Origin of the sequence: Brevibacillus migulae (assembly GCF_004521915.1) — a bacterium.
In the GTDB taxonomy this organism is placed as follows: domain Bacteria; phylum Bacillota; class Bacilli; order Brevibacillales; family Brevibacillaceae; genus Brevibacillus_F; species Brevibacillus_F migulae.
Map to the genome: position 1 here is coordinate 67,893 of NZ_SDKD01000002.1, position 21,312 is coordinate 89,204.

Here is a 21,312-nt window from a genome sequence, read left to right on the forward strand (position 1 = left end):
TTTTTGTATGGATCATTTCACTACTCAGCGTATTGTTACCGGTTTGCAACGATTTCCGTCTAACCGTTGTCTTACAATGAGGGCATCGACGAAAAAGGAAGTGGCTTATCATGAAACGCAAACGAATCATTCCGCTCGGCTTATTCCTCATATTAACCAGCTCAGCTTGCAGCATGGGGCAATCCCCGGCTGATCTGGTAAAGGCGCCGGCTGCTGAAACCAATAAGCAGGAGCTGGCTCAAATCGTCCAGCAGCTGTTGCCGGCAGGCGGGAAACTGACCGTACCCCTGCATCCACACCAATCCAGCGCAATCAGCCTGCAGGATCTTGACGGAGATGCGCAAGAGGAAGCGATCGCTTTTTACCGGTTGGAAAAAAACAATTTTCAACTTGGCATGCTGATCTTGAAACAAGTGGCTGGTCAGTGGCAGGAATTCGCCAACATGCAGGGGCTCGGATCCGATATTGATTATGCGTCATGTACCGACGTGACGGGAGACAAACGACCCGAGATTCTGGTGGGCTGGAGCGGCGGTGAAGGTTTGCCCAATGAACTTGCGGTCTACTCGCTGCCAGAAAAGGAACTGAAAACGATATGGAATCAGGGTTATACGCAAATGACGGTTGGTGATCTGACAGATGACGGGGTTCCCGAAATCGCAGTGATCGAACACGACCGTGACCAGATGGAAGCGAAGATGAAAGTGTACACCTTCGCGGACAATCAATTCAAATCTCTGGCCCAAGCAGAGTTGGATGGAACCGTAAATGGATTTGAGCAAGTCGTCATTGCCAATGCAAGCCCTAGCAAGAAAGGGATATTCGTTGATTCGGGTGTAGGGGCCCACTCGGGTATGACCGATCTGTACATTTGGGAGCAAGGACAACTGAAAAATGTGTTGCAACAATCAGAAGGTTCCCTCGGCTTCAAACCGTACCCCCTGCTGAGCAAGGATGTGAATGGTGATGGTATATATGAAATTGGCATACACGTTGAACCGCCGGGGTCCGGGGAATTGGCGATGGTGGAAATTGCGTGGATCACGACCTGGAACCAGTGGGATGGACAAAACGGGCTCATTCCGGTAGAAGAGCATTATGCCGACTACCAGGCTGGGTATGATTTCACCATCCCGGCTGAATGGAAGGATCAATATACCGTCAAAAAAGAAGCCAATGGCGATTTTAACACGATCCGCTTTTATGCCCTGGAAGATCAGAAGAAAGAAATTCTTAGCTTTGAGGTGTACAAAAAAGCGGATTGGCTGAAGCGGGAGCAGGAATTGAAAGAAAAGCAGCAGACCTATACGGTTCTCCATCAAGCAACCGATATAACCATTGCGGCCGTCTATGGCAAACTGGATAAAGATCATCCGCTTACCTTGACGGAAGAAAAGCTGAAAAATCATTTTGAGATCATGGAGACAGAAGTGGAGTCATGAACAAATGAAGGTTCTCGTATTGGAAGATGAGGATTCGATTCGGGATTTTGTGCGAATTAACTTAAAGCGGCAAGGGTACGAAGTAGTGGAGGCGGTCACTGGGGAAGAAGCGTTGTCGCTGGCGACCGAGCACGCTCAGATTGAGATGGCCCTGCTGGATGTCATGCTGCCAGGGATCAGCGGGATTGATGTATGCAAAGTGCTGCGCGAGCGCTTTCCACGCCTGGGCATTATCATGCTGACAGCCAAGGGAGAGGAAGCTGACAAGGTGGCTGCTCTTGACGGCGGTGCTGATGATTACGTGGTGAAGCCGTTCAGTCCTGTGGAGCTGCTGGCTCGGGTGAAATCGCTATATCGGCGCATGCATGCTGATCAACCGCCGGTGTCTGCACAGCGGATCCACATCCCGCCTTTTGTCCTGCACATAGACGAAAGAAAGCTGTTCAAAGCGGCACAGCCTATCGAGTTGACCCCCACAGAGTATGACCTGGTGAAGCTGCTGCTGGAACATGCCAATCAGGCTGTAAGTCGCGATGACATATTGACCGCGGTCTGGGGCAGGTACTACCAGGGCGATCTGAAAACGGTTGATGTCAATGTGCGTCGGATCAGACAAAAAATCGAAGATGATCCCTCCCATCCGAAGTATCTGGAGACAGTCTGGGGCTATGGGTATTTGTGGAGAAAGGAAAACTAGCGGATGCGCGGAATCAAAAGAAGGATTGTGACAGGCTACGGAATCGTCATATTGTTGGTCATCTTGCTGATGGAAGGTCTGTTCATTTTTGCTGTACACCAGTTTTATCTGGAAGGAGCCAAGGAAGCGCTGAAGACACGTGTTGCTACCTCAGCTGATTTCTTTAATAAATATGTGCAGGCGTATGATTTGAAAGAGCGTGCCAAGACGATCCTGGAAAATCTGCCGGAGGATGAGGTGGCCAGGGTAGAAATCATCGATTTGCGAGGCAGGGTGATTCTGGATTCATACGGAATTGTCTCCGGGAGGCAGGTCAATCAGCCTGATGTAGCCCTTGCATTGAAGGGGAGCCAAGCGGTCTGGTCTGGTCATCAGGACGTCACCCGCGAAAGGGTGATTGCCGTTTCTTCTCCGCTGCAAGACAATCTTAGCGGGAAAATGGATGGAGTGCTGCGTTATACAGTCTCCGCGGAACCTCTGTATGCGGTTGTCCGTGACATCATTGCCATAGCTGTCGCAGTTGGGGTTGCTGTCTTACTGCTTTCTTTTGCGGTGAGCATCATCCTTGCGAACCGTTTGATCCGTCCGGTGCTGGAGTTGACTGAGCGTGTAAAACAGGTGGCACGGGGAGACTTTGCACAGCGTGTGGAGTATCGCGGGGATGATGAAGTAGGGTCATTGGCCGAGACGTTTAACAACATGGCAGAAGCGCTAACAAAAAACGAACAGTTAAAAAATGACTTCATCTCCTCGGTATCCCATGAATTGCGAACCCCGCTCACTTCGATCAAAGGCTGGAGTGAAACGATATTGACGGGAGATTTGGCGGATCGGGAAGAAACGCTCCAAGGACTTCATGTCATCACGAGAGAAACGGATCGACTGATTGGCATGGTGGAGGAGCTTCTCGATTTTTCAAAAATCCAATCGGGCCAGCTGTCGATTGATTTCAACAAGGTAGAATTGAACCATGTGATTCACGTCGTGCATGAGCAGCTGCAATCATTGCTGGCAAGACAAGGAATCAACTTTCAGGTGTCTATGCCACAGCAGTCAATGGAAATATGGGGGGACGCGCATCGCTTGCAACAAGTGTTCCTCAATTTGCTGGATAACGCCCGGAAATTTACGCAGCCAGGCGGATGGATAGAGGTAGCCGTCCAAATGAGAGAAAACGAGATCATCGTACAAATAAAGGACAACGGAGCAGGGATCCCCGCAGAAGACCTTCCTTATATCAAAGACAAGTTTTATAAAGGGAAAAGCCGGAAAAGCGGGAGCGGTCTCGGACTAGCCATATGTACAGATATCATCGAACGTCATCATGGAAGCTTGGAAATCACCAGCAAAGAGGGAGTAGGGACAACGGCTGCGGTCACGTTGCCGCTGATCGGAACCAGGTAGATGAGTCGGCACTTCGGCGGAAACGCTGTGCGACATTTTGAGCGGCTCCAAGAAAGGCAACTGGAAAGAAAAAAACGGAGAGAAGAGAGAGAAGACCAGTTGGTGAACCATGGACGGTATGATAAGATGAAACTGTCAAAAAGAAGAAGCAGCAAAGGAGTAACTGGAGAATGAACCCGAAAACTGCAAGTGAATCACGGACAGTCCAAGCTTCATTAGTTCTGCCGTCCGATACGAACAACCATGGGACGATTTTTGGCGGCGCCATGATGGCATACATCGATGAGGTGGCCGCCATCGCTGCGATGCGGCACTGCCGCGGACCGGTTGTGACCGCATCCATCGACTCGATCGACTTTCTCTCACCTGCCAAAAAGAACCATTCAGTCTGCATCGAGGCTTATGTCACCTCGACTGGAACCAGCTCCATGGAGATTTTTGTGAAAGTCGTCTCCGAGGATCTGATGACAGGTGCTCGCACACTGACCGCTACGTCCTTTTTGACCTTTGTCGCGCTGGATGAAAATGGCAAGCCGAAGCCTGTACCTCCCGTCATTCCAGAGTCTGAAGAGGAGAAGCTTCTGGCACAGACTGCAGCGGAACGAAAAGCGATGCGGAAAGAACGGAAAGCCAGCACAGAGGCGTTCACCCGTCAATTGAAGATTGAAAAGGAAATATAGAGGTCGCAAAAAACAAGCCTTTGCGGAAGTAGCAGAGGCTTGTTTTATTTTCGAGCGGACAATAGCGAATAGACGGCCGGGTGAAAAAAAGTTCAAGTGCTCATGTTGCGTATCCTATGAGTGCTTGCGAGGAGATTCCGAATACTGTTGCACTAACACTATAGCTGCTTAGATATGCTGGCTTGAAAAAACGGCTGCATACTCGGGATTTAATGTATTGGAAATTATTTCTGGTTCAGGAATGGTTGAATGCTTTGGGGGAAGTTCGACGATTTCATGCGTGGTTGGAACTGGGTTCTTTAGTGTGATTCCTACTGCGGCTAACGAGAGCATTAAGGTAACAAGCACTAATTTTTTCATGAAATGGTTCCTCCTTTTAGATAAGACTGGTTCTATAGTAATGCAATTTGAAATATTATGCGTTTTTGATCTAGCCTGATCTGCAAAAGTGAGTATGACCAAATACCATTTCCGTTCGAATAATGTCATAATAATAACTATAGGAATAATTTTATTGCATGCTCCCATTTTCCAAAGCGTGCCAGTATTGATAGATTTGAATATATTCGGGCTGAGCGACCATGATCGATTGCCGAATCATTTTACCAACAGGATCCACCTCCAGCCATTGCGGCAAAGGCAAGTCATGCGACTGAAACATGTCAATGATCAATTGGGGTTCGTAGGATTTGTATCCATGAACTGACATGGTGGTATGGAAAGGAATGCCGCAGCTGTGATATTCCCGGAAGAAATGACCGAGCTGCAGGATATCAAGCGGACGATTGGTGCTTCGAAGATACAATAAATCAAAATTGAACCATAGGCTGGCCCCAAACATAACGAGATGACGGATAACGTCCACAGGTAGTAAGGATCCGCAGATTATGAACAAGGCCAAAAACTCCTTCGACATTTCGGGGAGAAAGACTTGTGAATCAGCATGGGACATGGTTTGTGCATTACTAAGATAGAGGGTCGTGATTCGATAGCCGGTTAATTCACGGATGGTTGAGCGAATGTCATTGGATGAGTGGTGAGATGGGAGCTCTAGGAATGCAGTGTGATGATTGAGCATATGAACGCCTTTTATGCCGGGATCATGATTGCGATTGGTATCGTTGTGGAGTTTCATGGATGGCTCCTCCTTTTTCAAATACGAGCACATTGTAGATGGTTTTCTGTTTTTTGGGAAACGGGTCGGAAATGAACAATCATGTGGGGTTGATGAGGCATATGGATTTTTATCAGGTAGGAAAATACATACGCTTCTTGCGAAAGTCAATGGGGATGTCGCAGGCTGAATTGGCGTCAGGGATTTGCACGCAGGCACAAATAAGCAAAATCGAAAAGGGTGAGGTTTACCCGTTGGCTACCACATTGTATCTGATTGCAAAAAAACTGGATGTCGATATCAACTTTTTTTTTGAAGTGGGCAATTCCCCGCGTCTGGATTATACCAGAGAGGTTTATGAACTGATCAGGTTCTATGTGGACAAGCGTGATTATCAGACGGTTTGGCAAATTGTGAAAGTAGAGAAGCGAAATCCGTTGTTTCATTCCTTGACGGCACAACAATTTTTAAAGTGGCATGAAGGAATTTGCTGCTACCACATCGAGAAAAATAAAGAGGTAGCTCTCGAATTGTTACAAGAGGCACTGGCAATGACAAAATCCTCGATGAAGGTCTCCTATACCGAACGGGAAATTGAAATTCTCAACAGTATCGGTGTGATCTATTTTGAGGAGTCTGAGTACCAAAAAGCAACTGAATATTTTGAGATTGCGCTGAAGGAACATAAAAAGAAAACAGAAGCGTGGAATAATCACGGCATCATCATACGGATTTTATATAATTACGCCAAGGCACTGACCCGGTTAGATCAATTTGAAGAATCGATTTCGATGTGTGAAAACGGTATACGCATGTGCGTAAAGCATGAAACAATGTATACCTTAGGTGATTTGTTCTATCATAAGGGTTTCAATTACATGTGTATGTCTCGATATGCGTCGGCCATACTCGAAATGCAAAAGGCAAAGACGATTTTTGAGATACAGCAAAATGAAGATTTTCTGGACTTTATCGACGAGAAGCTTTCCGAATTGTCCCAGCGACTGAAATCTGAGGAATGATTGACTAACGCTTGTCAACAAGGGGGGCATGCAGGCTCCAAAAAAGAAAAGCCGAGTTTGTCTGGCAGCCGCACTTTTATACTTGGAGATAACCACAGATGGCAAGGAGGTTCTCTATTGATAAAAGAGGCGGTATCCTTTTTGGATCAGGCAAATGGGCAAGTTGAAACAGCTTTTACAAGGATGATGACTTCACTTTATCAGGTGATGGTTACAGGAGACTCTGCATGGGTCTTCCAACTTGAACAAGATGAAAACGCCTATCAAAACCTATTGGCTTCTCCTACACTCCGGCATCACGTTCAGCGCTATCTCGACCTCCCCTTTTTGAATCCCCTTGTTTCACGCCAATTCCGAGTGTTGTCCAATGAAATGTTGGAATACCGGGCTTCCCAGCAGCTCCGTGAAGAAATGATGCGTTTGTGGAACCAGCTGCATTACATCATCAGCACCTATCGGGTAAAGCACGGAGCGCTCTCTCTTTCGGAAAACGAAGTGATTCATCACCTGCAGAACAACCCGGATCAAAAAGAACGGGAAAAGATCTGGAATGGCTACATGGAATTAGGTCAAAAAATCGCTCCCGGTCTCGTCCAGTTAGTCCACTTGCGGAATCGCACTGCTCGCGAAAATGGATATGACGATTACTATCAGATGCGCAATGCCTCGCAAGAGCTGGGGACATCGACCATTGATCGAATCATGAGGCAGCTAAGAGACACGCTTGATCCCACATATGCGCAAGTAAAAAAAAGAATCGATCTGGAATTACAAGAAAAATGGGGAACGACGGGTCCTCTTCTGCCATGGGATTACCCTCATCCTTTCTTCCAGCAATACGATGTCAAAGCGGAAGCCGTAGATCTCGCGGCGATCATGAACCAGTTTTCCGCATGGGCTGCAGAGCGGGGCATAGATCTTGAACCAGTCCTCAAGCAAGCCGATTTTTTTCAACGTGACCAGAAAAGCCAAGCCAATTTCTGCTTGAATCTTAATCGGGGAGAACAGATCAAGGTTTCTTGCAATCTCACAGCCGATTGGCGGGGACTTTCGGTGTTTTTGCATGAAATGGGCCATGCGGTATACGAGCTGGCTATTGAGAAAGAGCTGCCATTTTTATTGCGTCAGCCTGCGCATACTTTTCTGAGCGAATCCATCGCTTTGCTGTTTGAACGTCTCGCAGGCCAGTTTAGCATGTTCTCGACCGAGGTGAAGAAGCGAAACAGAGCAGAACAGTTGACCAATCGGCTGGTTAAGCTTTATTGGACCATGGTTGTCGCCCGGTTTGAGCAAGAATTATATAGAGATCCCACCCAAAATCTAAATGACCTATGGTGGAATTTGGTGGAAGAGCTACAGGGCATCTCTCGCCCCCACAATTGGGATACCCCGGCCTGGGCCGCAAAAGCCCATCTAACTACGCTGCCAGTATATTATCATAATTACTTGCTTGGTGAAGTAGGAGCCTCACAGATGGAACAGCAGCTGAATCGACGGTTTTCTGCTTGGCATTCAATCGAGGCCATCAATTATTTGCAGCAAGAACTGCTAAGACCCGGTTTATCCTTATCTTGGGACTCCGTGATGTCCAGAAGCTTTTGTTCCGCCTTGGATCCGACCTATTTGATCGAAGACTTCGACGAAATTGGTACCATAGGAAAGGAATGACGGGAAACTGGAGACTCTTTTGATTTTTCATACAGAACCTGATGAAGAGCAATATGTGCAAGCACGCGAATTATTTCCCCTGATGAAAACGATGGCTTGCACAGACTTTAAGCAAGCTGCGCAAATCATACAGGACAAACAGATGGATTGGATTGCTCTAATTACGTTTCAGGACAAGCTTCCCGATGATTGGAACATAACGCTGTTGGAAACCGATTGTCCGCTATTGGTTTGCCTTAATGCAAGCCTGTCCGAGCTGATTGTTTTTTTCTCCTTTCTCCGCACCATGATAGGATCCGCAGGCTGTTTCTCCGAGGAAAAAGAGAAGACCATCCTCCACCCGCTCTTGCAGTATTCCTTGTCGTTTATTGAAGAACATTTGCACGAAAATGACTTGTCGATTGAAATGCTGGCCAATCGGTTGTTTGTGAATCGCTCCTATCTTTCTCAATTGTTTAAAGAACAAATCGGGACAGGCTTTAAAGAATATTTGATTCACAAACGAATTGAAAAGGCCAAGACACTTTTGCGCGATGGATACTCAGTGACGCATTCCTGCTATGAAGTGGGGTACGGTGACCTGACACATTTCAGCAGAGTGTTCAAAAAAGTGACGGGTTTCAACCCCGCCCACTATAAAAAATTGGCAACAGCTGAAATGCTGCCACCATGATCAACGAAAGCCGAGAATCGGGAAAAAATGCTTTCTATACTTAAGTCAGATCAATGACAAGAAGAGCCATCAGGAAGGACGGTGCATATGTATTGACATGCATGCTGGGCAAATGATGTCGAGTCGGTATTTTAATCGTCTGCAGCTTAATCCGGGCGAAGGTACCATCACAAAAAGGAGCAGCGATATCCATAAATTGATCAACGAGATCAACTGGTACCTGTCTCTGCCGGAAGAACTGAAAACATACATTCCGGAGATCAAACGGTATTCTCTGGAGATCGAGGACGCTTTTTTGACAATGTCCTATATCCCGTCCCATCCCTTGACAGCGTGGTATGGCTTGGAAAATGTGAAACCATTTGAATGGGAGACGATTTTCGACAAGCTTCAGACGATTTTGCGATTGTTTTCGATGTATACCGGTCCGGTCACAGCGGAACATGCAAAGGAAATGTACGTGTACAAAACCATAAGCCGTCTGGAGAGCTTTTTCCACCAGCAGGAATGGGCAAAGAGCATCAATCGGATCGGCTATTTTTATCTAAATGATCGCATATTGCCTTGTCCGCTGTGGCTGTTGGAAAAGAGTCTGCCCCATCTTAATGAACTGTTAAAGCTTCCGACTGCGCATGTGATGCATGGGGATTTTTGTTTCTCAAACCTCTTGTATAATCCTGAGTCTCAATCGCTGACCATGATTGACCCCCGAGGCAGTTTTGGAGCAGCAGGGATATATGGAGATAGTCGCTATGATCTGGCGAAGATCCGCCATAGCCTGAATGGCTATGATCACTTTATCCAGGATCGTTTTTTCGTACGGCGAACTGAAAACAGCATCAGTCTGGGGATATCATTCCGACAGGACCAAGTCGAATTGAGGAACGTGTGGGATAGCTTCTTGGGATCGTCGAAAGCCGATGTGAAATTGATTGAGTCCCTGTTATTTTTATCGATGCTTCCGCTGCATTCCGATCGCCCGGAACGTCAAATGGCCATGTATGCTTGGGGCACCAGCCTGTTATGCGAGGCTGTATCATTACGGTGACAGGAGGAATGGAATGAGAATCGTGATCGATTTGGATGGAACGATATGCACAATCCGTGAAAATAATGACTCCTATGCAGATGTGAAACCGATGCCAGGGGCAATCGACACCATGAAGCGTCTCAAGGAGAACGGGCACGAGATCATCATCTATACTTCTAGACATATGCAGACAAGTCAAGGAAATCAGGGGAAGGCAATCGCCAATATCGGCAAAATAACATTGGATTGGCTTGACTACCATGACATCCCTTACGATGAGATCATTTTTGGTAAACCAATCGGTGACGTCTACATCGACGACAAAGCGATACGCTTTCACTCCTGGAGTGAGGTTCAACGCAACTGGATGCAAGGGAGGGGATGAGAGGTGAACATCGTTCTTCCGTTAGCAGGTCAAGGGAACCGTTTTCGCCAGGCCGGATACACGATCCCCAAGCCGATGATCAGCGTATCTGGCAGGCCCATGCTGTATTGGGCTTTGGACAGCTTGTCCCCTCATTTTGATCTGAGTCGTTTCGTTGTAGTTTGCTTGAAAGAGCACTTAGAAGCGTTTCCATTGGAACGACTGATCCGTGATTACAGCAGGCGGATTGAGATTCTTGCGCTGGATCAGCCGACGCGCGGCCAGGCGGCGACCGTATGGGAGGCTGCGCCATATCTAAGAGAGCTGGAGCCATTGGTTATATATAACGGAGATACCTATATGCGATCTTCAATTGGAAAGGACATCGCCCAAAATCAATGGGACGGTGTCATCTCTGTATTTTGCTCGGAAGATTCCAATCTCAGTTATGCCCAGATCAATGAGCAGGGAGAGATTATTCAGGTCAGGGAAAAAGAAATCATCTCATCCTATGCCACTACTGGCCTCTATCATTTTCAAACAGCGCGCTTGTTTCTGGATGCTTTTTCCAGCGCTCAATCCGATATGGACGTGGTGAGCGGGGAGTATTACGTTGCACCCCTGTACAATCATTTGATGAAACGTGGATACCGGTTTTTGGCCAGCGAGGCGGAGGTATGCTATCCGCTTGGAACCCCAGAACAACTGGATCGCTTTTGCCAAGAACTGAGGAACGGTAAGGAACATACGCTTGGAAAGGGGGTGGGGATATGAGCAGAACCGTTTTCTTCGGATTGAGCGGAGGTATGGGGCCCGTGTTCCGGAGTTTGCCTATCGCTGCAGAGTTTCGAAAGGAAGGAATCGAGCCAGTCTTTCAAATCTACAGCGAAGCAAGCGCAGCATTGATTAACGAGCTTGGTTTTCTGCAGGTCGAAGATGATGATCCGACGATGCCGATGGCGGATAAGCTGATCCCGGCAAGTCCCCATTTTTATCATTTGGATCACTATTTTGCCCAAGCGGGATTGTTGGATGATAGGTTTTTACGATCGTGGATCCTCCATCGCATTCGGATGCTGGAGTCCGTAAAGCCGGATATGGTCGTTGCGGATATGAGCCCGCATAGTGTGATCGCTGCACGCGTCTTGGGGATTCCGGTTGTGACCGTTACCCAGTCTTGCTTTCATCCGAATGGGAAAAGAGTATATGCATGGGGGGAACCTCCACGAAACCTACCCATGGTCACGCCGCTCGTCAACAAGATTTTGACACAGTATGGGCTGCCGAAGATTGCGCGCATGGAGGATTTGAATGCTGGAGATCTCTCCATCGTGCCCAGCATCCCGGAAATGGATCCGATCGATGATCCGCTTGTGAAATATGTGGGACCCCTGGAATTTTCGTTGCAAACCAATTTGGAGGAAGAGAAGCTGCATCTGCAAGGAGAGCCCTATTACCTCGTCTATCCAGGCAGGCTGTACGACTCCTGCGGTGATTCGGGATTATCCCTGGTAAAATCCGTGATCAGGGCCTTTGCTGGAAAGCCGGAAAAAATCATTTTTTGCTTGAGCGAGGGAATCCCTGCGGATCTAGAGCTTCCGGTCGGCAATTTTCGTGTGATCTCGTCTTTTTCTACCGAATTACTCCGACATGCGCGTTTGTTCATTCACCACGGCGGGCATGGCAGCTGTCTGTCCGCCATGGTAAACGGGGTACCCGCTCTGATCATCCCTACTCATGCGGAACGTCAATTTAACGCCCGCCATGTGTATCAGACCGGTTGTGGCGAGTACTTACTGCCGGGCATGTTTACGGCTGAACACCTGTATCAGCTAGCGACATACGTTGCACAGGATCCGGTCTATAAGCAAAATTGCTGCGAAATGCGCCGCAGGGTCGAGGAGCAGAGTTACGGAGGAGCTGCAGAGGCTGTTTTGCACAGCAAGAAATTGCTGATGGACACCATTTTGAGGAGGTCTAGGTGATATTCGGGATAGGCATAGATATTCAAGAAATAAAAGCGATGGACCGCATCATCCGGCGACAAGGACACCACTTTCTGGATAAAGTATTTACCTCAAACGAAATCGCGTACTGCTTGCAAAAGCGAGAACAGAGTCAGCACTTTGCGGCCAGATGGGCGGTCAAAGAAGCCTTTTTCAAAGCGCTGGGCACAGGAGTCAGCGGTCGGTATCGTTTTTTGGATGTGGAAACAATCCATTTGACTTCGGGTCAGCCCGTTATACAACTGCACGGAATGGCGGAAGCTTTCTGCAGGAGAGAAGGGCTGCAGAGTCATGTAAGCATATCCCATTCCAGAGCCTACGCGGTTGGGCAAGTGATCCTCTCCTACTACGAACGAAAGTGACTCGCAAACAAAACACGATTCAGCTCCTAACAGAAAGCAGAGTGATTCCGACGCAGATATGTGATGATAAAAGTGTCCCCGGGAGACATAAAAAAAGGAGGAGTTCACATGAATATCTTGTCCGCGAAGAAAGTGGAAATGACGTTGGAGTCTTCTAACAGCAAAACCTTCCTGGAGCTCGCAGATGGCCGCACGGAGGAGCTGCACTTTACGCAAGTCAATGAGACGAAATTTTTCGTCAATGATTCTGAATTCAGCTTGAAATCTGGCGTAACGGTTGATCTTGAGATCCAAAACGTAGAGCTCGAGGCGGTATCCAATGTTCTGTGGCCTGGTCAAAAAGTCCGCGTTCGCGGAGGAATTGACGGGCAAGGACAAGCCATCAAAGCGACTGCTACCATCCCGTTCAACAAAACCATCGCGGATGGCGTGCAAGCTGAATCCTTCCTGTACTGGGTCATCGAGACGCCAGAAGGCACTTTCCACAACAAAAAACCAATCCACATGAAAGGCACCATCAAAGGCTTGCCACCAAAAGACGCCACCTTCTATTCCAACACCGTGATTCCGATCTATGACACAGAAGATCATCAAGTCGGTACCCTCTACGGCTGCCTGCAGTCTAACTAATCCTCTGTCTTCACCCACCCCTGAGTCAAAGAGACCGCCTCTTGGTCTCTTTGACTCTCCCATTTCCGAGTAAGGGTGATCTTATGTACGACGTAATTGTGGTCGGGGCCAGATGTGCGGGTGCATCGCTTGCCCTGTTCCTTGGTAGAAAAGGCGTCAAGGTTTTGCTGATCGACAGATTCGCCACACCGGTTCCAACGCTATCCACGCACATCATTGGCGAAACGGATGTATACGCTCGGCTCGGCATTCTGGAAAAGATGGAAAATGCAGGTGCGCCTCCTCTCACCCGATTCCGTGTCGATTTAGGCGGGACCATTTTTGAATCAGATATGCTGGTCACTTCACGGGCATTAGGGCTGCGGCGTGAAATCTTGGATCCTATACTCCTTGATGCAGCGGATGCCTGTGACTCCGTTACCACATTATTGCAGGCAAATGTCGTTTCCATGCTTTACCGCAATGGCGAGGTGGCTGGTGTGCGATGCCGACATCCGGATGGCACTTTCCAGGAATATTTGGGGAGAATCGTCGTGGGTGCAGACGGCCGCCATTCGATGGTTGCCTCCTGTGTCAATCCGAAGAAGCTGCGTGAGGATGACGAACGACATCTCGCTGTTCTATACGCGTATGTAGAGGAAATGGAGCCGCTCCCTATACCTGCGGTCGAATGGTATTGGGTGGAAGATGGAGTGATGATTTGCAACCCGATTGACCAATCGATGCATTGCATCGCGATCATGCAGCCCAAAGAGAAGCTTCGCGCTTGGCAAAAGGATCTATCCCACGCTTTTTATCAACAGCTGATGAGTGTTCGGACATTGGCTCCACGGTTGAAACAATTCCGCACCAGTGGCCCGATCCGGGGTGCCCATGAAATATCCAGCTATATCCGCCACCCCTTTGGAAAAGGGTGGGCTTTGGTAGGAGATGCTGGGGCACATTTGCATCCGATCGCTGGGGTGGGCATCGATAACGCTGTTTGTACCGCTGAAATTCTAGCGGAGAAGCTGACGTTATTCCTCGAGGGCCGTAACGACTGGGATTCGGCCATGGAGGAGTATGCCCGACTTCGCGATGAACGCCTCATCCCCCAATATGAGGCTTCCCTCGCGACTTTAGCGCTTGCCGCTAAAAAAGTGCCAGACGAACAAATGCTTTCCTTGCAAATGCTTGCCACATTCCCCAGCCATGTCAAGAAAATCGGCATGCATGCAAGTACAGTTCTAAATTTGATGCAAGAGGTGGAGAAATCATGATTCCTTGCGAAAAAGATCGAACGGTCAACATAACTTACCTGGAAGCCCCCCTTGAAAAAGTGTGGTGGAGCATTGTCACACCACCTGGAACCAACACATACCTGACCTATACCGCTGATACGACTGGCGACCCGCTTCATCCCAAAGTCGGAGATATTTTTACATTATGCTATGGCGATATCATCAATCGTTCGGAAGTCATTGCCTGCGAAAAACATCAATCATTTGCACTGAAGGATGCATATGAATCGATCGCACCGGATGGATCGACCGATCATTTTTTCGTGACGACACATTTCCGGTTAGAGCAAGAAGGGGCATTTGTCAAATTGACGCTGGAAGTAACGGGGTTTCAAGATGATGAATACGGACAATGGTTTAGAGAATGCCTCGAAATGGGCTGGCGACGCTCGTTGATGAATTTGAAATCGGTGCTGGAGCTAGGGATGGATCTGCGAGCCGAAATGTTCAGCTATCCAAGATTGGGGGTAGTGAATTGCACTGTAAATCAGAACCAGAGCATCTCTACCGGCGTGCCCGTCCGACAAGGCAATTACTTGTTGGAGGTTTTCCCCAACAGCCCTGCGGATGCTGCCGGTTTGATGAAGGGGGATGTGATTGTTGCGTTTGATGACGTTCCGACACCTGCGTATGAGGACTTTGTACGCGCGATCTCGTTCTACTATGGAAAAGAATCCCAGGTAACCATCCGATATATTCGCAACGGAGAAGAAAAGAGGACGGTTGCCAGACTCTCCATCGAGGATACGTTTACAGGCCGAGTCGAGCTGGAGGGAACCTCTCTGGAAGAGATCAAGCAAAAGCGTGAACGACTTGCCAGACAGCGTTCGGCATCTGGTGCCATCTGGAAAGAACAAGGTGGGCTTTCCGATGAGTAGAGTCGTCCGAGTCGGTATTATTGGATGCGGGAAAATTGCGCAAGTCAGACATATTCCTGAATATGCAAAGCTAAAGAACGTAGAAATCCGTGCAGTGTGCGATATGAATATCAATCGTGCGAGAGAGGTAGCGGATCAGTTCAAGATTCCACAAGTGTACGGGGATTATCGCGAACTGCTCCAGATGCCCGATCTGGATGCTGTCTCCATTTGTACCCCCAACATGTACCATGCGGCCATCGCGATGGAAGCTTTGCAAAAAGGCATCCATGTGCTGGTCGAGAAGCCGCTCGCTACTACGTTGTCCGATTGCCAGGAGATGGCGATAGCAGCGGAACAGAGTCATGCCTTTCTCATGGTTGGACATAACCAGCGTTTTTCCCCTGTGCATCAGCGAGTCAAAGCGTTTTTGCAGACGAATGAGCTAGGTCGTATCTACCAATTTTCCACCTCCTTTCATCATGGAGGACCGGAACACTGGAGCATAGACAAGGAAAACAGCTGGTTTTTCAGTCAAAAGGAAGCAGGCTTTGGCGTTATCGGCGATCTAGGGGTACATAAGCTGGATTTGATCCATTGGCTGCTCGATGACGAGATTGATGAAATCAGTGCCTTACAAGGGGCGCTGCGTCAGGAGATTAGCGTGGAAGATCACGCAGTGATAATGGCCAGAACCAAAAAGGGAGCGATCGGTACAATCAGCCTCAGCTGGAATAATCCGGTTCAAGAACATCGGACCGTACTATACGGCGAGCATGGTGTGCTTACCTTTGGGGAAACCCTTTTTGGCTTTCAGGTTGCCTATCATAATGGACGTTTGCGGGACGAGGAGGTTGATCCGATCCTTCGCCCGGACGGAATGCTAGATTCAGGTGTCATCCAACATTTTGTTCAATGCATCAGGGAGGGCAAACAACCTGAGACGAGCGCTTCTGCCGTACTCCCGGTCATGGATGCTATTTTCCGCTTGGCAAAAGGGCATTCCAGTTCGTGCTCGGTGTTGGCAAGGAACCCCGAGAAAAAATCATAGGAAAAGGAGATCGAGCATGATGTCAATCGCCAAACGCATTCGGGAGCTGATGAGTGTGGAAGGGTGTGGCGTCTTTCCCGTCGAGGAGGTACGCAGCGATAAGCTTTTATTTGAACTGGGATTTGATTCCCTTCGTTTCATGGAGTTAGTCGTCTTGATTGAGGAAACGTTTGCCATCGCGTTTCCGGATCAGCTGCTCGAAGTAGGCGCCACTACGAAGGTAAGCGATATCGTATCGGCTGTGGAAGGATGCCTGAAGGGGTGTTGATGGATGATCTCTGCCTGGAACATCCATTCATTGCTCGATCAACTCTCCCGGCATACAGGCATTTGCATCTTATTGCCGGATGAGCAGCCGATTTCTTACCAGCGTTTGTATCAAGAGGTCGTAGAGAATCGGAATGCGCTGGACTTGCTGAATTATGCGGAGCGTGCGGACAAGCAGGTGCTCATCCTGGATGTCTCCATTGGCTGGAGGGCGATACCTGTCATTTTGGCGGCTTTGGAGAAACGCATCATCGTGATACCCGTCGATTCGCTTCACAGTCCGCGGCAAATGGCTGTGATTACGGATAGCTTTCCGGGCGAACCCGTCATCGGGGATGGACAGATCGATCAGCAAGGAAGGCTGCGCCCCGATCAAATCCAGAGGAAGGACATCAAGTATTTTCATGACATGATTGATGTCGCTTTCATCTTGTACACCTCCGGGACGACAGGAAGGCCAAAAGGAGTCATGCTGACACATGAGAATATCTGGAGCAATGTGAATGCCATCCTGCATTATTTCACCCCTCGCCAGGATGATCGGGTGTTTGTGATCCGTCCATTAACGACTGCATCGGCTATTACTGGAGAGGTATTGCCTTCATTGATTCAAGGCGCTTCCATGTATGTGAAACCGGTGGATCAGCAGCCGTTGCGCACGGCTTCGCTGATGGGTGAATTGAGAGGGACCATCCTGTGTACGACTCCGACCGTCGCTTTGCATCTTGCCTCGCTGGCAAGACGGAAGAGCAACGTTCAGCCGCGTCTCTTGATCTTAAGTGGCGAACCACTTCGCCAAGATGTTTGGAAGAAAATAAGGGAAGCTTTCGAAGATGCAGAAATATGGAACGTTTACGGCTTGACCGAAGCTTCTCCCCGCATAAGCTGCTGTAAGCAGATCGATCAGGCAGCGGACGTAAACTGTGTAGGAAGACCTCTGGTGGGGGTAAATGTGAAAGTGATCGATGAAAGCGGTGAAACAGTCACAGATGGTCACTCTGGTGAATTAGTCATGGCTGGGCCAAATGTGATGAAAGGTTATTTCAATGAACCGGAATGGACGGCTCTCAAGCTGAAGGATGGCTGGCTTCACACGGGTGATCGGGTGACGATGCGGGATGGACAGATCTATGTTCACGGCAGGATGGATCACATGATCATCCGGAGTGGCGTGAACATCGATCCGTATGAAGTGGAAGCAAGTATCCTGCAGCATCCGCAAGTAACGGAAGCCATGGCATTTGGCGTGTCCGATTCAGATATGAGGGTTCGACTCCATGTATGGGTGGTAGCCGATGTGGAACCGAGTGATCTTCATCGTTTCCTGATCGAGCAAAGGATTGATTCCCGTTTATGGCCCGATGTGATCGAAAGGAAGGAGAGATTGCCGAAAACATCGTCCGGGAAACTGGTTCGTAATGCTAGCAACACCTAAGGAGGCAGGGTACTGATGCAGGGAGAATTGTGGAAAGAGTTCTTCGGAACCGATTATTTGCGTTTTTCGGAAGCGATTCTGACGCCAGACCGGACGGCGCTTGAAGTTGGCGGAATTATGAGACTGTTGAATTTACCTAAAGGAGCGCGCATTTTGGATCTCGGATGCGGCCAGGGAAGAATTGCGGTGCCCTTGGCGAAACAGGGATATCAGATTGTCGCGTATGACGGTTCGGCGCAATTATTGGATGAAGCAAAACGTCGAGCAGAAATGGCTGGAGTCCAATCAATCGCTTTTCAACTCGGGGATATGCGCGATCTCCCTTATGAAAATGAATTTGATGCCGTAATTAACATCGGTACCGCTTTCGGCTATGTGCAGGATCAAGAGGATGATCTGCAAATTTTGAAAAAAGTCTACCGTGCCTTAAAAGCTGGCGGCGCTTTTCTGCTCGAGAATGAGAATCGGGAGTTGAAGCTGCAGAATCAAATGGGGGAAACGGTCCATGACATGAATGGTCACGTCATCCGCTCAGAGAGAACCTTCGACCTGCAAACAGGCCGCTGGAGGGAAGTGATGAGGTGGATGCAGGGTCATGAGGAAAAGGAATCAATCCTAGATATCCGTTTATACACGGCAACGGAGATGATTCACATGCTGAACAAGGCCAATCTGGCGTTATCCCGTGTGATGGGTGGGTTTGATGAAACCCCTTTAACGGTGTCGAGTCCTAGGCTTCTCATTCTTTCACATAAACGGAGTGAAGCCTGATGATGAGCAAGCTTGACTCCATCTTGGACATGCTTCCGCAAAAGCCGCCATTTCGTATGGTCGACCGCATACTCTCCTACCACCCTGGGAAGCAAGTGGAGGCTGGCTTTCTTACTTCTTCCTTTTTTCAACAACCGATTCCCTCTGTTCCGATTACCATCCTCATGGAAGGATTGGCCCAGACGGGAGTCCTTTACACCCAACTGGAAACCGAGCCATTAAGCGAAAAAGAGTTTCCGCTGCTGGGCAGCATTCATGTTCATTTTTATGAAGAGGTGGAATGGGGCGAGCCTGTCCATTTTATTATTCGCCCCGAACGATTAGATTCGAAAAGAGCGGTATTGAATGGAACGATAGCCAAAGGAAATGGGCTGGAAGTGGCTTCAGGCATGTTAAGTGTCGCGGTCGCACAGATGGAAGGCTCATTCGTAGGTCCTCCAGAGTCAAGGGAGTCGGGTGGATGCAGGGAGAGCTACCGCTTGGTGGATGGCAAGAAAGCGGAAATGCTATTGCCTTACCATAAACCATGGCAAATGATCGATCGCTATCAATATCGACTGAATGCCGGCGGGATCACGACCTCCAAACTGATTACGGCAAGCGATTACTATTTGCAAGGACATTTTCCTGCCTACAGTATCTTCCCAGGAATGCTCTTACAAGAAGGCATCCACCAATCTCTCCAGTTGCTGGATCGGGTAGAAGGTCGATCTTCTTTCGCTTCTGTCCGGATCACCGAAGTCAATACGAGGTTTTTGCTTCCTGTGGAACCGGGTGAAGCCGTCTTGTATCAGCTTCGCAAGGAAACGAATGATGCTGAAACCACAGTTGTCGGGCAAGGCAGCATATCAACGGGGCTCGCCATCAAGACCAGAGTAAAGGTGAGGAGGAAAGAGGATGGGGGACTATGAGTCATTGGTAGATATCCATACGGAACTTGGGAGATTGGCGGGCATTCTCCATTTGCCGCCCCCGGCGATGAGGCCGTGTCCGATCGTCATTTACTGTCCGGGGAAAAATGGTGAGCGTTACGAAGTCCACCGCTTGGCAGTTAAATTCGCCCGGAAACTCGCCAAGACGGGAATTGCTTTTCTTCGATTTGACTACTATGGAATGGGATTGAGCGATGGATTTTACCACGAGATGACGAACTCGAAAAAAGTAGCGAACGTTTTGGCAGCATACCAATTCATCGAAAGTCATCCAGACATTATCGGGACCCAGACGGCTTTTCTCGGCTTTAGCGATGGGGCGCGGATCGCATTGATGGCTGCAAACCGAACCCACGTTGAGCGGTTGCTTTTATGGAGTCCTCTCTTTTACGAGTGGGGAGGCAATTTTCCGAACAAGAAACATCCGCGTTTTTCCAGACATCCGAAGCATCCGGACACGCTCGTCATGCCTTGGGCAGGGTTATGGGTGGGGATGGATTTTTATCGCGATCTTCAGGCGATTGACATCGTGGGGGAAATGAGTGCGTATCGTGCTTCTTCTCTGCTGATTTATGGAGATGATGATCCGCTGATCGCGGAAGAAATGGAGCAATTAAAGACCGATCTGTTTTCCGTGTACGCTGGCAATGAAACCAATAGCGTCAAGGTCGTCCAAGGTGCAGGTCATCTATTTACCTCCCGCGTCTTCGAAGAGCAGTTGATGGATGCTTCCGCCGCATGGCTGATTTCTCGATTCACGAGAGCGAAGGGGGGATTATGATGTGGGAGCAACGCCGATTTGGAGCGGACCAAGCGATTTTTGCCGTGATCGAACATCCGGAAGCCGCACGTACGGATCTGATTGTGACATTGTCAGGGCTGGGACAGGCGATGAGCGAAAAGAATTACCTCTTTTCCAACCTGCGCAAACGATTGGCCAGCAAGCAGAAATGGGTACTGCAATTTGACTATCGCGGTCACGGGGACAGTGCAGGCGAACTTGGGGATGCCTCGCTCGCTACCATGGTCAGCGATACTTTGGAAGTGTTAGCGACGGTTACGAAAGAGCATGAGCCCCAGCGTATCTTTTTGGTCGGAAATGCGTTAGGGGCCGTGGTCGCTCAGACGGTATCGCTGGAGTGGGAACAACATAGCGGTATCCTATGCTGTCCCATACTCATCTCTCCACCGCTTTCCCTGGCTCATTCCTCGGAGGTATTCCCGGACGCCATCCGCAAACAATGGCGGGAGGAAGGTTCCATGGACTCACAACTTCTGATTCCTGGTTACGATTATTATACGCTCAGCGATTTTAACATGGAGCAGTATCGGTACGTTACTAAGCTGGGTGCACATCTCTTGTACCTGCATGGACAATGCATCGGCTATTCCTTGCTTGAAGAACTGGACAAGCTGGATCCACTCCGGCTGTTTTCGCAAAACGAGCAGCGTATCAACCTCATATGCGGAGAGGATGACAAGGAAACCATCGAGCTTGCACTCAACTATTTGCCCAATGCCACACTGCATCAGCTGTCCGGCGTTGCTTACTACCATCAGCATCCTGCTGCGATGGATAACCTGATCGACATCATTGAGACGATCGTTGTTTGATAAAAGGCAATCA

At 48.8% G+C, this 21,312-nt stretch carries 24 protein-coding genes; 22 read left to right on the plus strand and 2 right to left on the minus strand.

What is annotated here, in order from left to right; all coding sequences use genetic code 11:
* Positions 1 to 110 precede the first annotated feature (110 nt).
* The 4 genes from EIZ37_RS02405 (at position 111) to EIZ37_RS02420 (ending at position 4,223) form a co-directional block, all read left to right on the plus strand.
* On the plus strand, positions 111 to 1,442 hold the full coding sequence (locus EIZ37_RS02405; protein WP_134682964.1) for an FG-GAP repeat domain-containing protein: 1,332 nt from the start codon (positions 111 to 113) through the stop codon (positions 1,440 to 1,442).
* 4 nt (positions 1,443 to 1,446) lie between these two features.
* Complete coding sequence (locus EIZ37_RS02410; RefSeq protein ID WP_134682965.1) at positions 1,447 to 2,139, plus strand: response regulator transcription factor; 693 nt, start codon at positions 1,447 to 1,449, stop codon at positions 2,137 to 2,139.
* Between the two features lie 3 nt (positions 2,140 to 2,142).
* Complete coding sequence (locus EIZ37_RS02415; RefSeq protein WP_134682966.1) at positions 2,143 to 3,543, plus strand: sensor histidine kinase; 1,401 nt, start codon at positions 2,143 to 2,145, stop codon at positions 3,541 to 3,543.
* A gap of 170 nt (positions 3,544 to 3,713) precedes the next feature.
* Positions 3,714 to 4,223: an acyl-CoA thioesterase gene (locus EIZ37_RS02420; RefSeq protein WP_134682967.1), complete on the plus strand. Its 510-nt coding sequence runs from the start codon at positions 3,714 to 3,716 to the stop codon at positions 4,221 to 4,223.
* Between the two features lie 168 nt (positions 4,224 to 4,391).
* Here the strand turns inward: EIZ37_RS02420 and EIZ37_RS02425 are convergent, their stop codons facing one another.
* On the minus strand, positions 4,392 to 4,583 hold the full coding sequence (locus EIZ37_RS02425; protein WP_134682968.1) for a hypothetical protein: 192 nt from the start codon (positions 4,581 to 4,583) through the stop codon (positions 4,392 to 4,394).
* Positions 4,584 to 4,734: 151 nt separating this feature from the next.
* A complete protein-coding gene (locus EIZ37_RS02430) occupies positions 4,735 to 5,358 on the minus strand; it encodes a hypothetical protein (RefSeq protein ID WP_134682969.1) in 624 nt (207 codons plus the stop codon).
* Positions 5,359 to 5,429: 71 nt separating this feature from the next.
* Between EIZ37_RS02430 and EIZ37_RS02435 the strand changes: the two genes are divergently transcribed.
* The 18 genes from EIZ37_RS02435 (at position 5,430) to EIZ37_RS02520 (ending at position 21,299) form a co-directional block, all read left to right on the plus strand.
* Positions 5,430 to 6,359, plus strand: coding sequence for a helix-turn-helix domain-containing protein (locus EIZ37_RS02435; RefSeq protein ID WP_167568629.1), 930 nt, complete (start codon positions 5,430 to 5,432; stop codon positions 6,357 to 6,359).
* A gap of 117 nt (positions 6,360 to 6,476) precedes the next feature.
* Positions 6,477 to 8,027 carry a M2 family metallopeptidase gene (locus EIZ37_RS02440; protein ID WP_167568631.1) on the plus strand — a complete coding sequence of 517 codons (1,551 nt, stop codon included), beginning with the start codon at positions 6,477 to 6,479 and terminating at the stop codon, positions 8,025 to 8,027.
* A 19-nt stretch (positions 8,028 to 8,046) separates the two neighbouring features.
* Positions 8,047 to 8,700 carry a helix-turn-helix transcriptional regulator gene (locus tag EIZ37_RS02445; protein WP_134682972.1) on the plus strand — a complete coding sequence of 218 codons (654 nt, stop codon included), beginning with the start codon at positions 8,047 to 8,049 and terminating at the stop codon, positions 8,698 to 8,700.
* Positions 8,701 to 8,812: 112 nt separating this feature from the next.
* Positions 8,813 to 9,748 (plus strand): protein kinase family protein, encoded by a 936-nt coding sequence (locus EIZ37_RS02450; protein ID WP_167568633.1) that lies wholly within the window; start codon positions 8,813 to 8,815, stop codon positions 9,746 to 9,748.
* 13 nt (positions 9,749 to 9,761) lie between these two features.
* Complete coding sequence (locus EIZ37_RS02455; protein WP_134682974.1) at positions 9,762 to 10,115, plus strand: 5' nucleotidase, NT5C type; 354 nt, start codon at positions 9,762 to 9,764, stop codon at positions 10,113 to 10,115.
* A gap of 3 nt (positions 10,116 to 10,118) precedes the next feature.
* The gene (locus EIZ37_RS02460; RefSeq protein WP_134682975.1) at positions 10,119 to 10,868 is read left to right on the plus strand and encodes a glycosyltransferase family 2 protein; all 750 of its coding nucleotides are present in this window, start codon (positions 10,119 to 10,121) and stop codon (positions 10,866 to 10,868) included.
* Entirely contained in the window at positions 10,865 to 12,079 is a 1,215-nt protein-coding gene (locus tag EIZ37_RS02465; protein ID WP_134682976.1) for a glycosyltransferase, read from the plus strand. The genes EIZ37_RS02460 and EIZ37_RS02465 overlap by 4 nt, the downstream gene beginning before the upstream one ends.
* On the plus strand, positions 12,076 to 12,462 hold the full coding sequence (gene acpS, locus EIZ37_RS02470) for a holo-ACP synthase (protein WP_134682977.1): 387 nt from the start codon (positions 12,076 to 12,078) through the stop codon (positions 12,460 to 12,462). Before EIZ37_RS02465 ends, acpS begins: the two co-directional genes overlap by 4 nt.
* Positions 12,463 to 12,570: 108 nt before the next feature.
* Positions 12,571 to 13,092 carry a hypothetical protein gene (locus EIZ37_RS02475; protein WP_134682978.1) on the plus strand — a complete coding sequence of 174 codons (522 nt, stop codon included), beginning with the start codon at positions 12,571 to 12,573 and terminating at the stop codon, positions 13,090 to 13,092.
* Between the two features lie 83 nt (positions 13,093 to 13,175).
* Positions 13,176 to 14,351 carry an FAD-dependent oxidoreductase gene (locus tag EIZ37_RS02480; protein ID WP_134682979.1) on the plus strand — a complete coding sequence of 392 codons (1,176 nt, stop codon included), beginning with the start codon at positions 13,176 to 13,178 and terminating at the stop codon, positions 14,349 to 14,351.
* Positions 14,348 to 15,250 carry a PDZ domain-containing protein gene (locus EIZ37_RS02485; protein ID WP_134682980.1) on the plus strand — a complete coding sequence of 301 codons (903 nt, stop codon included), beginning with the start codon at positions 14,348 to 14,350 and terminating at the stop codon, positions 15,248 to 15,250. The genes EIZ37_RS02480 and EIZ37_RS02485 overlap by 4 nt, the downstream gene beginning before the upstream one ends.
* Positions 15,243 to 16,280 carry a Gfo/Idh/MocA family protein gene (locus EIZ37_RS02490; RefSeq protein WP_134682981.1) on the plus strand — a complete coding sequence of 346 codons (1,038 nt, stop codon included), beginning with the start codon at positions 15,243 to 15,245 and terminating at the stop codon, positions 16,278 to 16,280. Before EIZ37_RS02485 ends, EIZ37_RS02490 begins: the two co-directional genes overlap by 8 nt.
* Positions 16,281 to 16,296: 16 nt before the next feature.
* Positions 16,297 to 16,548, plus strand: a complete 252-nt coding sequence (locus EIZ37_RS02495; protein ID WP_235827872.1) for an acyl carrier protein — start codon at positions 16,297 to 16,299, stop codon at positions 16,546 to 16,548.
* A gap of 3 nt (positions 16,549 to 16,551) precedes the next feature.
* Complete coding sequence (locus tag EIZ37_RS02500) at positions 16,552 to 17,982, plus strand: class I adenylate-forming enzyme family protein (RefSeq protein ID WP_134682982.1); 1,431 nt, start codon at positions 16,552 to 16,554, stop codon at positions 17,980 to 17,982.
* 15 nt (positions 17,983 to 17,997) lie between these two features.
* Entirely contained in the window at positions 17,998 to 18,753 is a 756-nt protein-coding gene (locus EIZ37_RS02505) for a class I SAM-dependent methyltransferase (RefSeq protein WP_134682983.1), read from the plus strand.
* Positions 18,753 to 19,664 carry a hotdog family protein gene (locus EIZ37_RS02510; RefSeq protein WP_134682984.1) on the plus strand — a complete coding sequence of 304 codons (912 nt, stop codon included), beginning with the start codon at positions 18,753 to 18,755 and terminating at the stop codon, positions 19,662 to 19,664. The genes EIZ37_RS02505 and EIZ37_RS02510 overlap by 1 nt, the downstream gene beginning before the upstream one ends.
* Positions 19,651 to 20,466: an alpha/beta hydrolase gene (locus EIZ37_RS02515; protein ID WP_134682985.1), complete on the plus strand. Its 816-nt coding sequence runs from the start codon at positions 19,651 to 19,653 to the stop codon at positions 20,464 to 20,466. Before EIZ37_RS02510 ends, EIZ37_RS02515 begins: the two co-directional genes overlap by 14 nt.
* A complete protein-coding gene (locus EIZ37_RS02520) occupies positions 20,463 to 21,299 on the plus strand; it encodes an alpha/beta fold hydrolase (protein WP_167568635.1) in 837 nt (278 codons plus the stop codon). The genes EIZ37_RS02515 and EIZ37_RS02520 overlap by 4 nt, the downstream gene beginning before the upstream one ends.
* Positions 21,300 to 21,312: the final 13 nt, after the last annotated feature.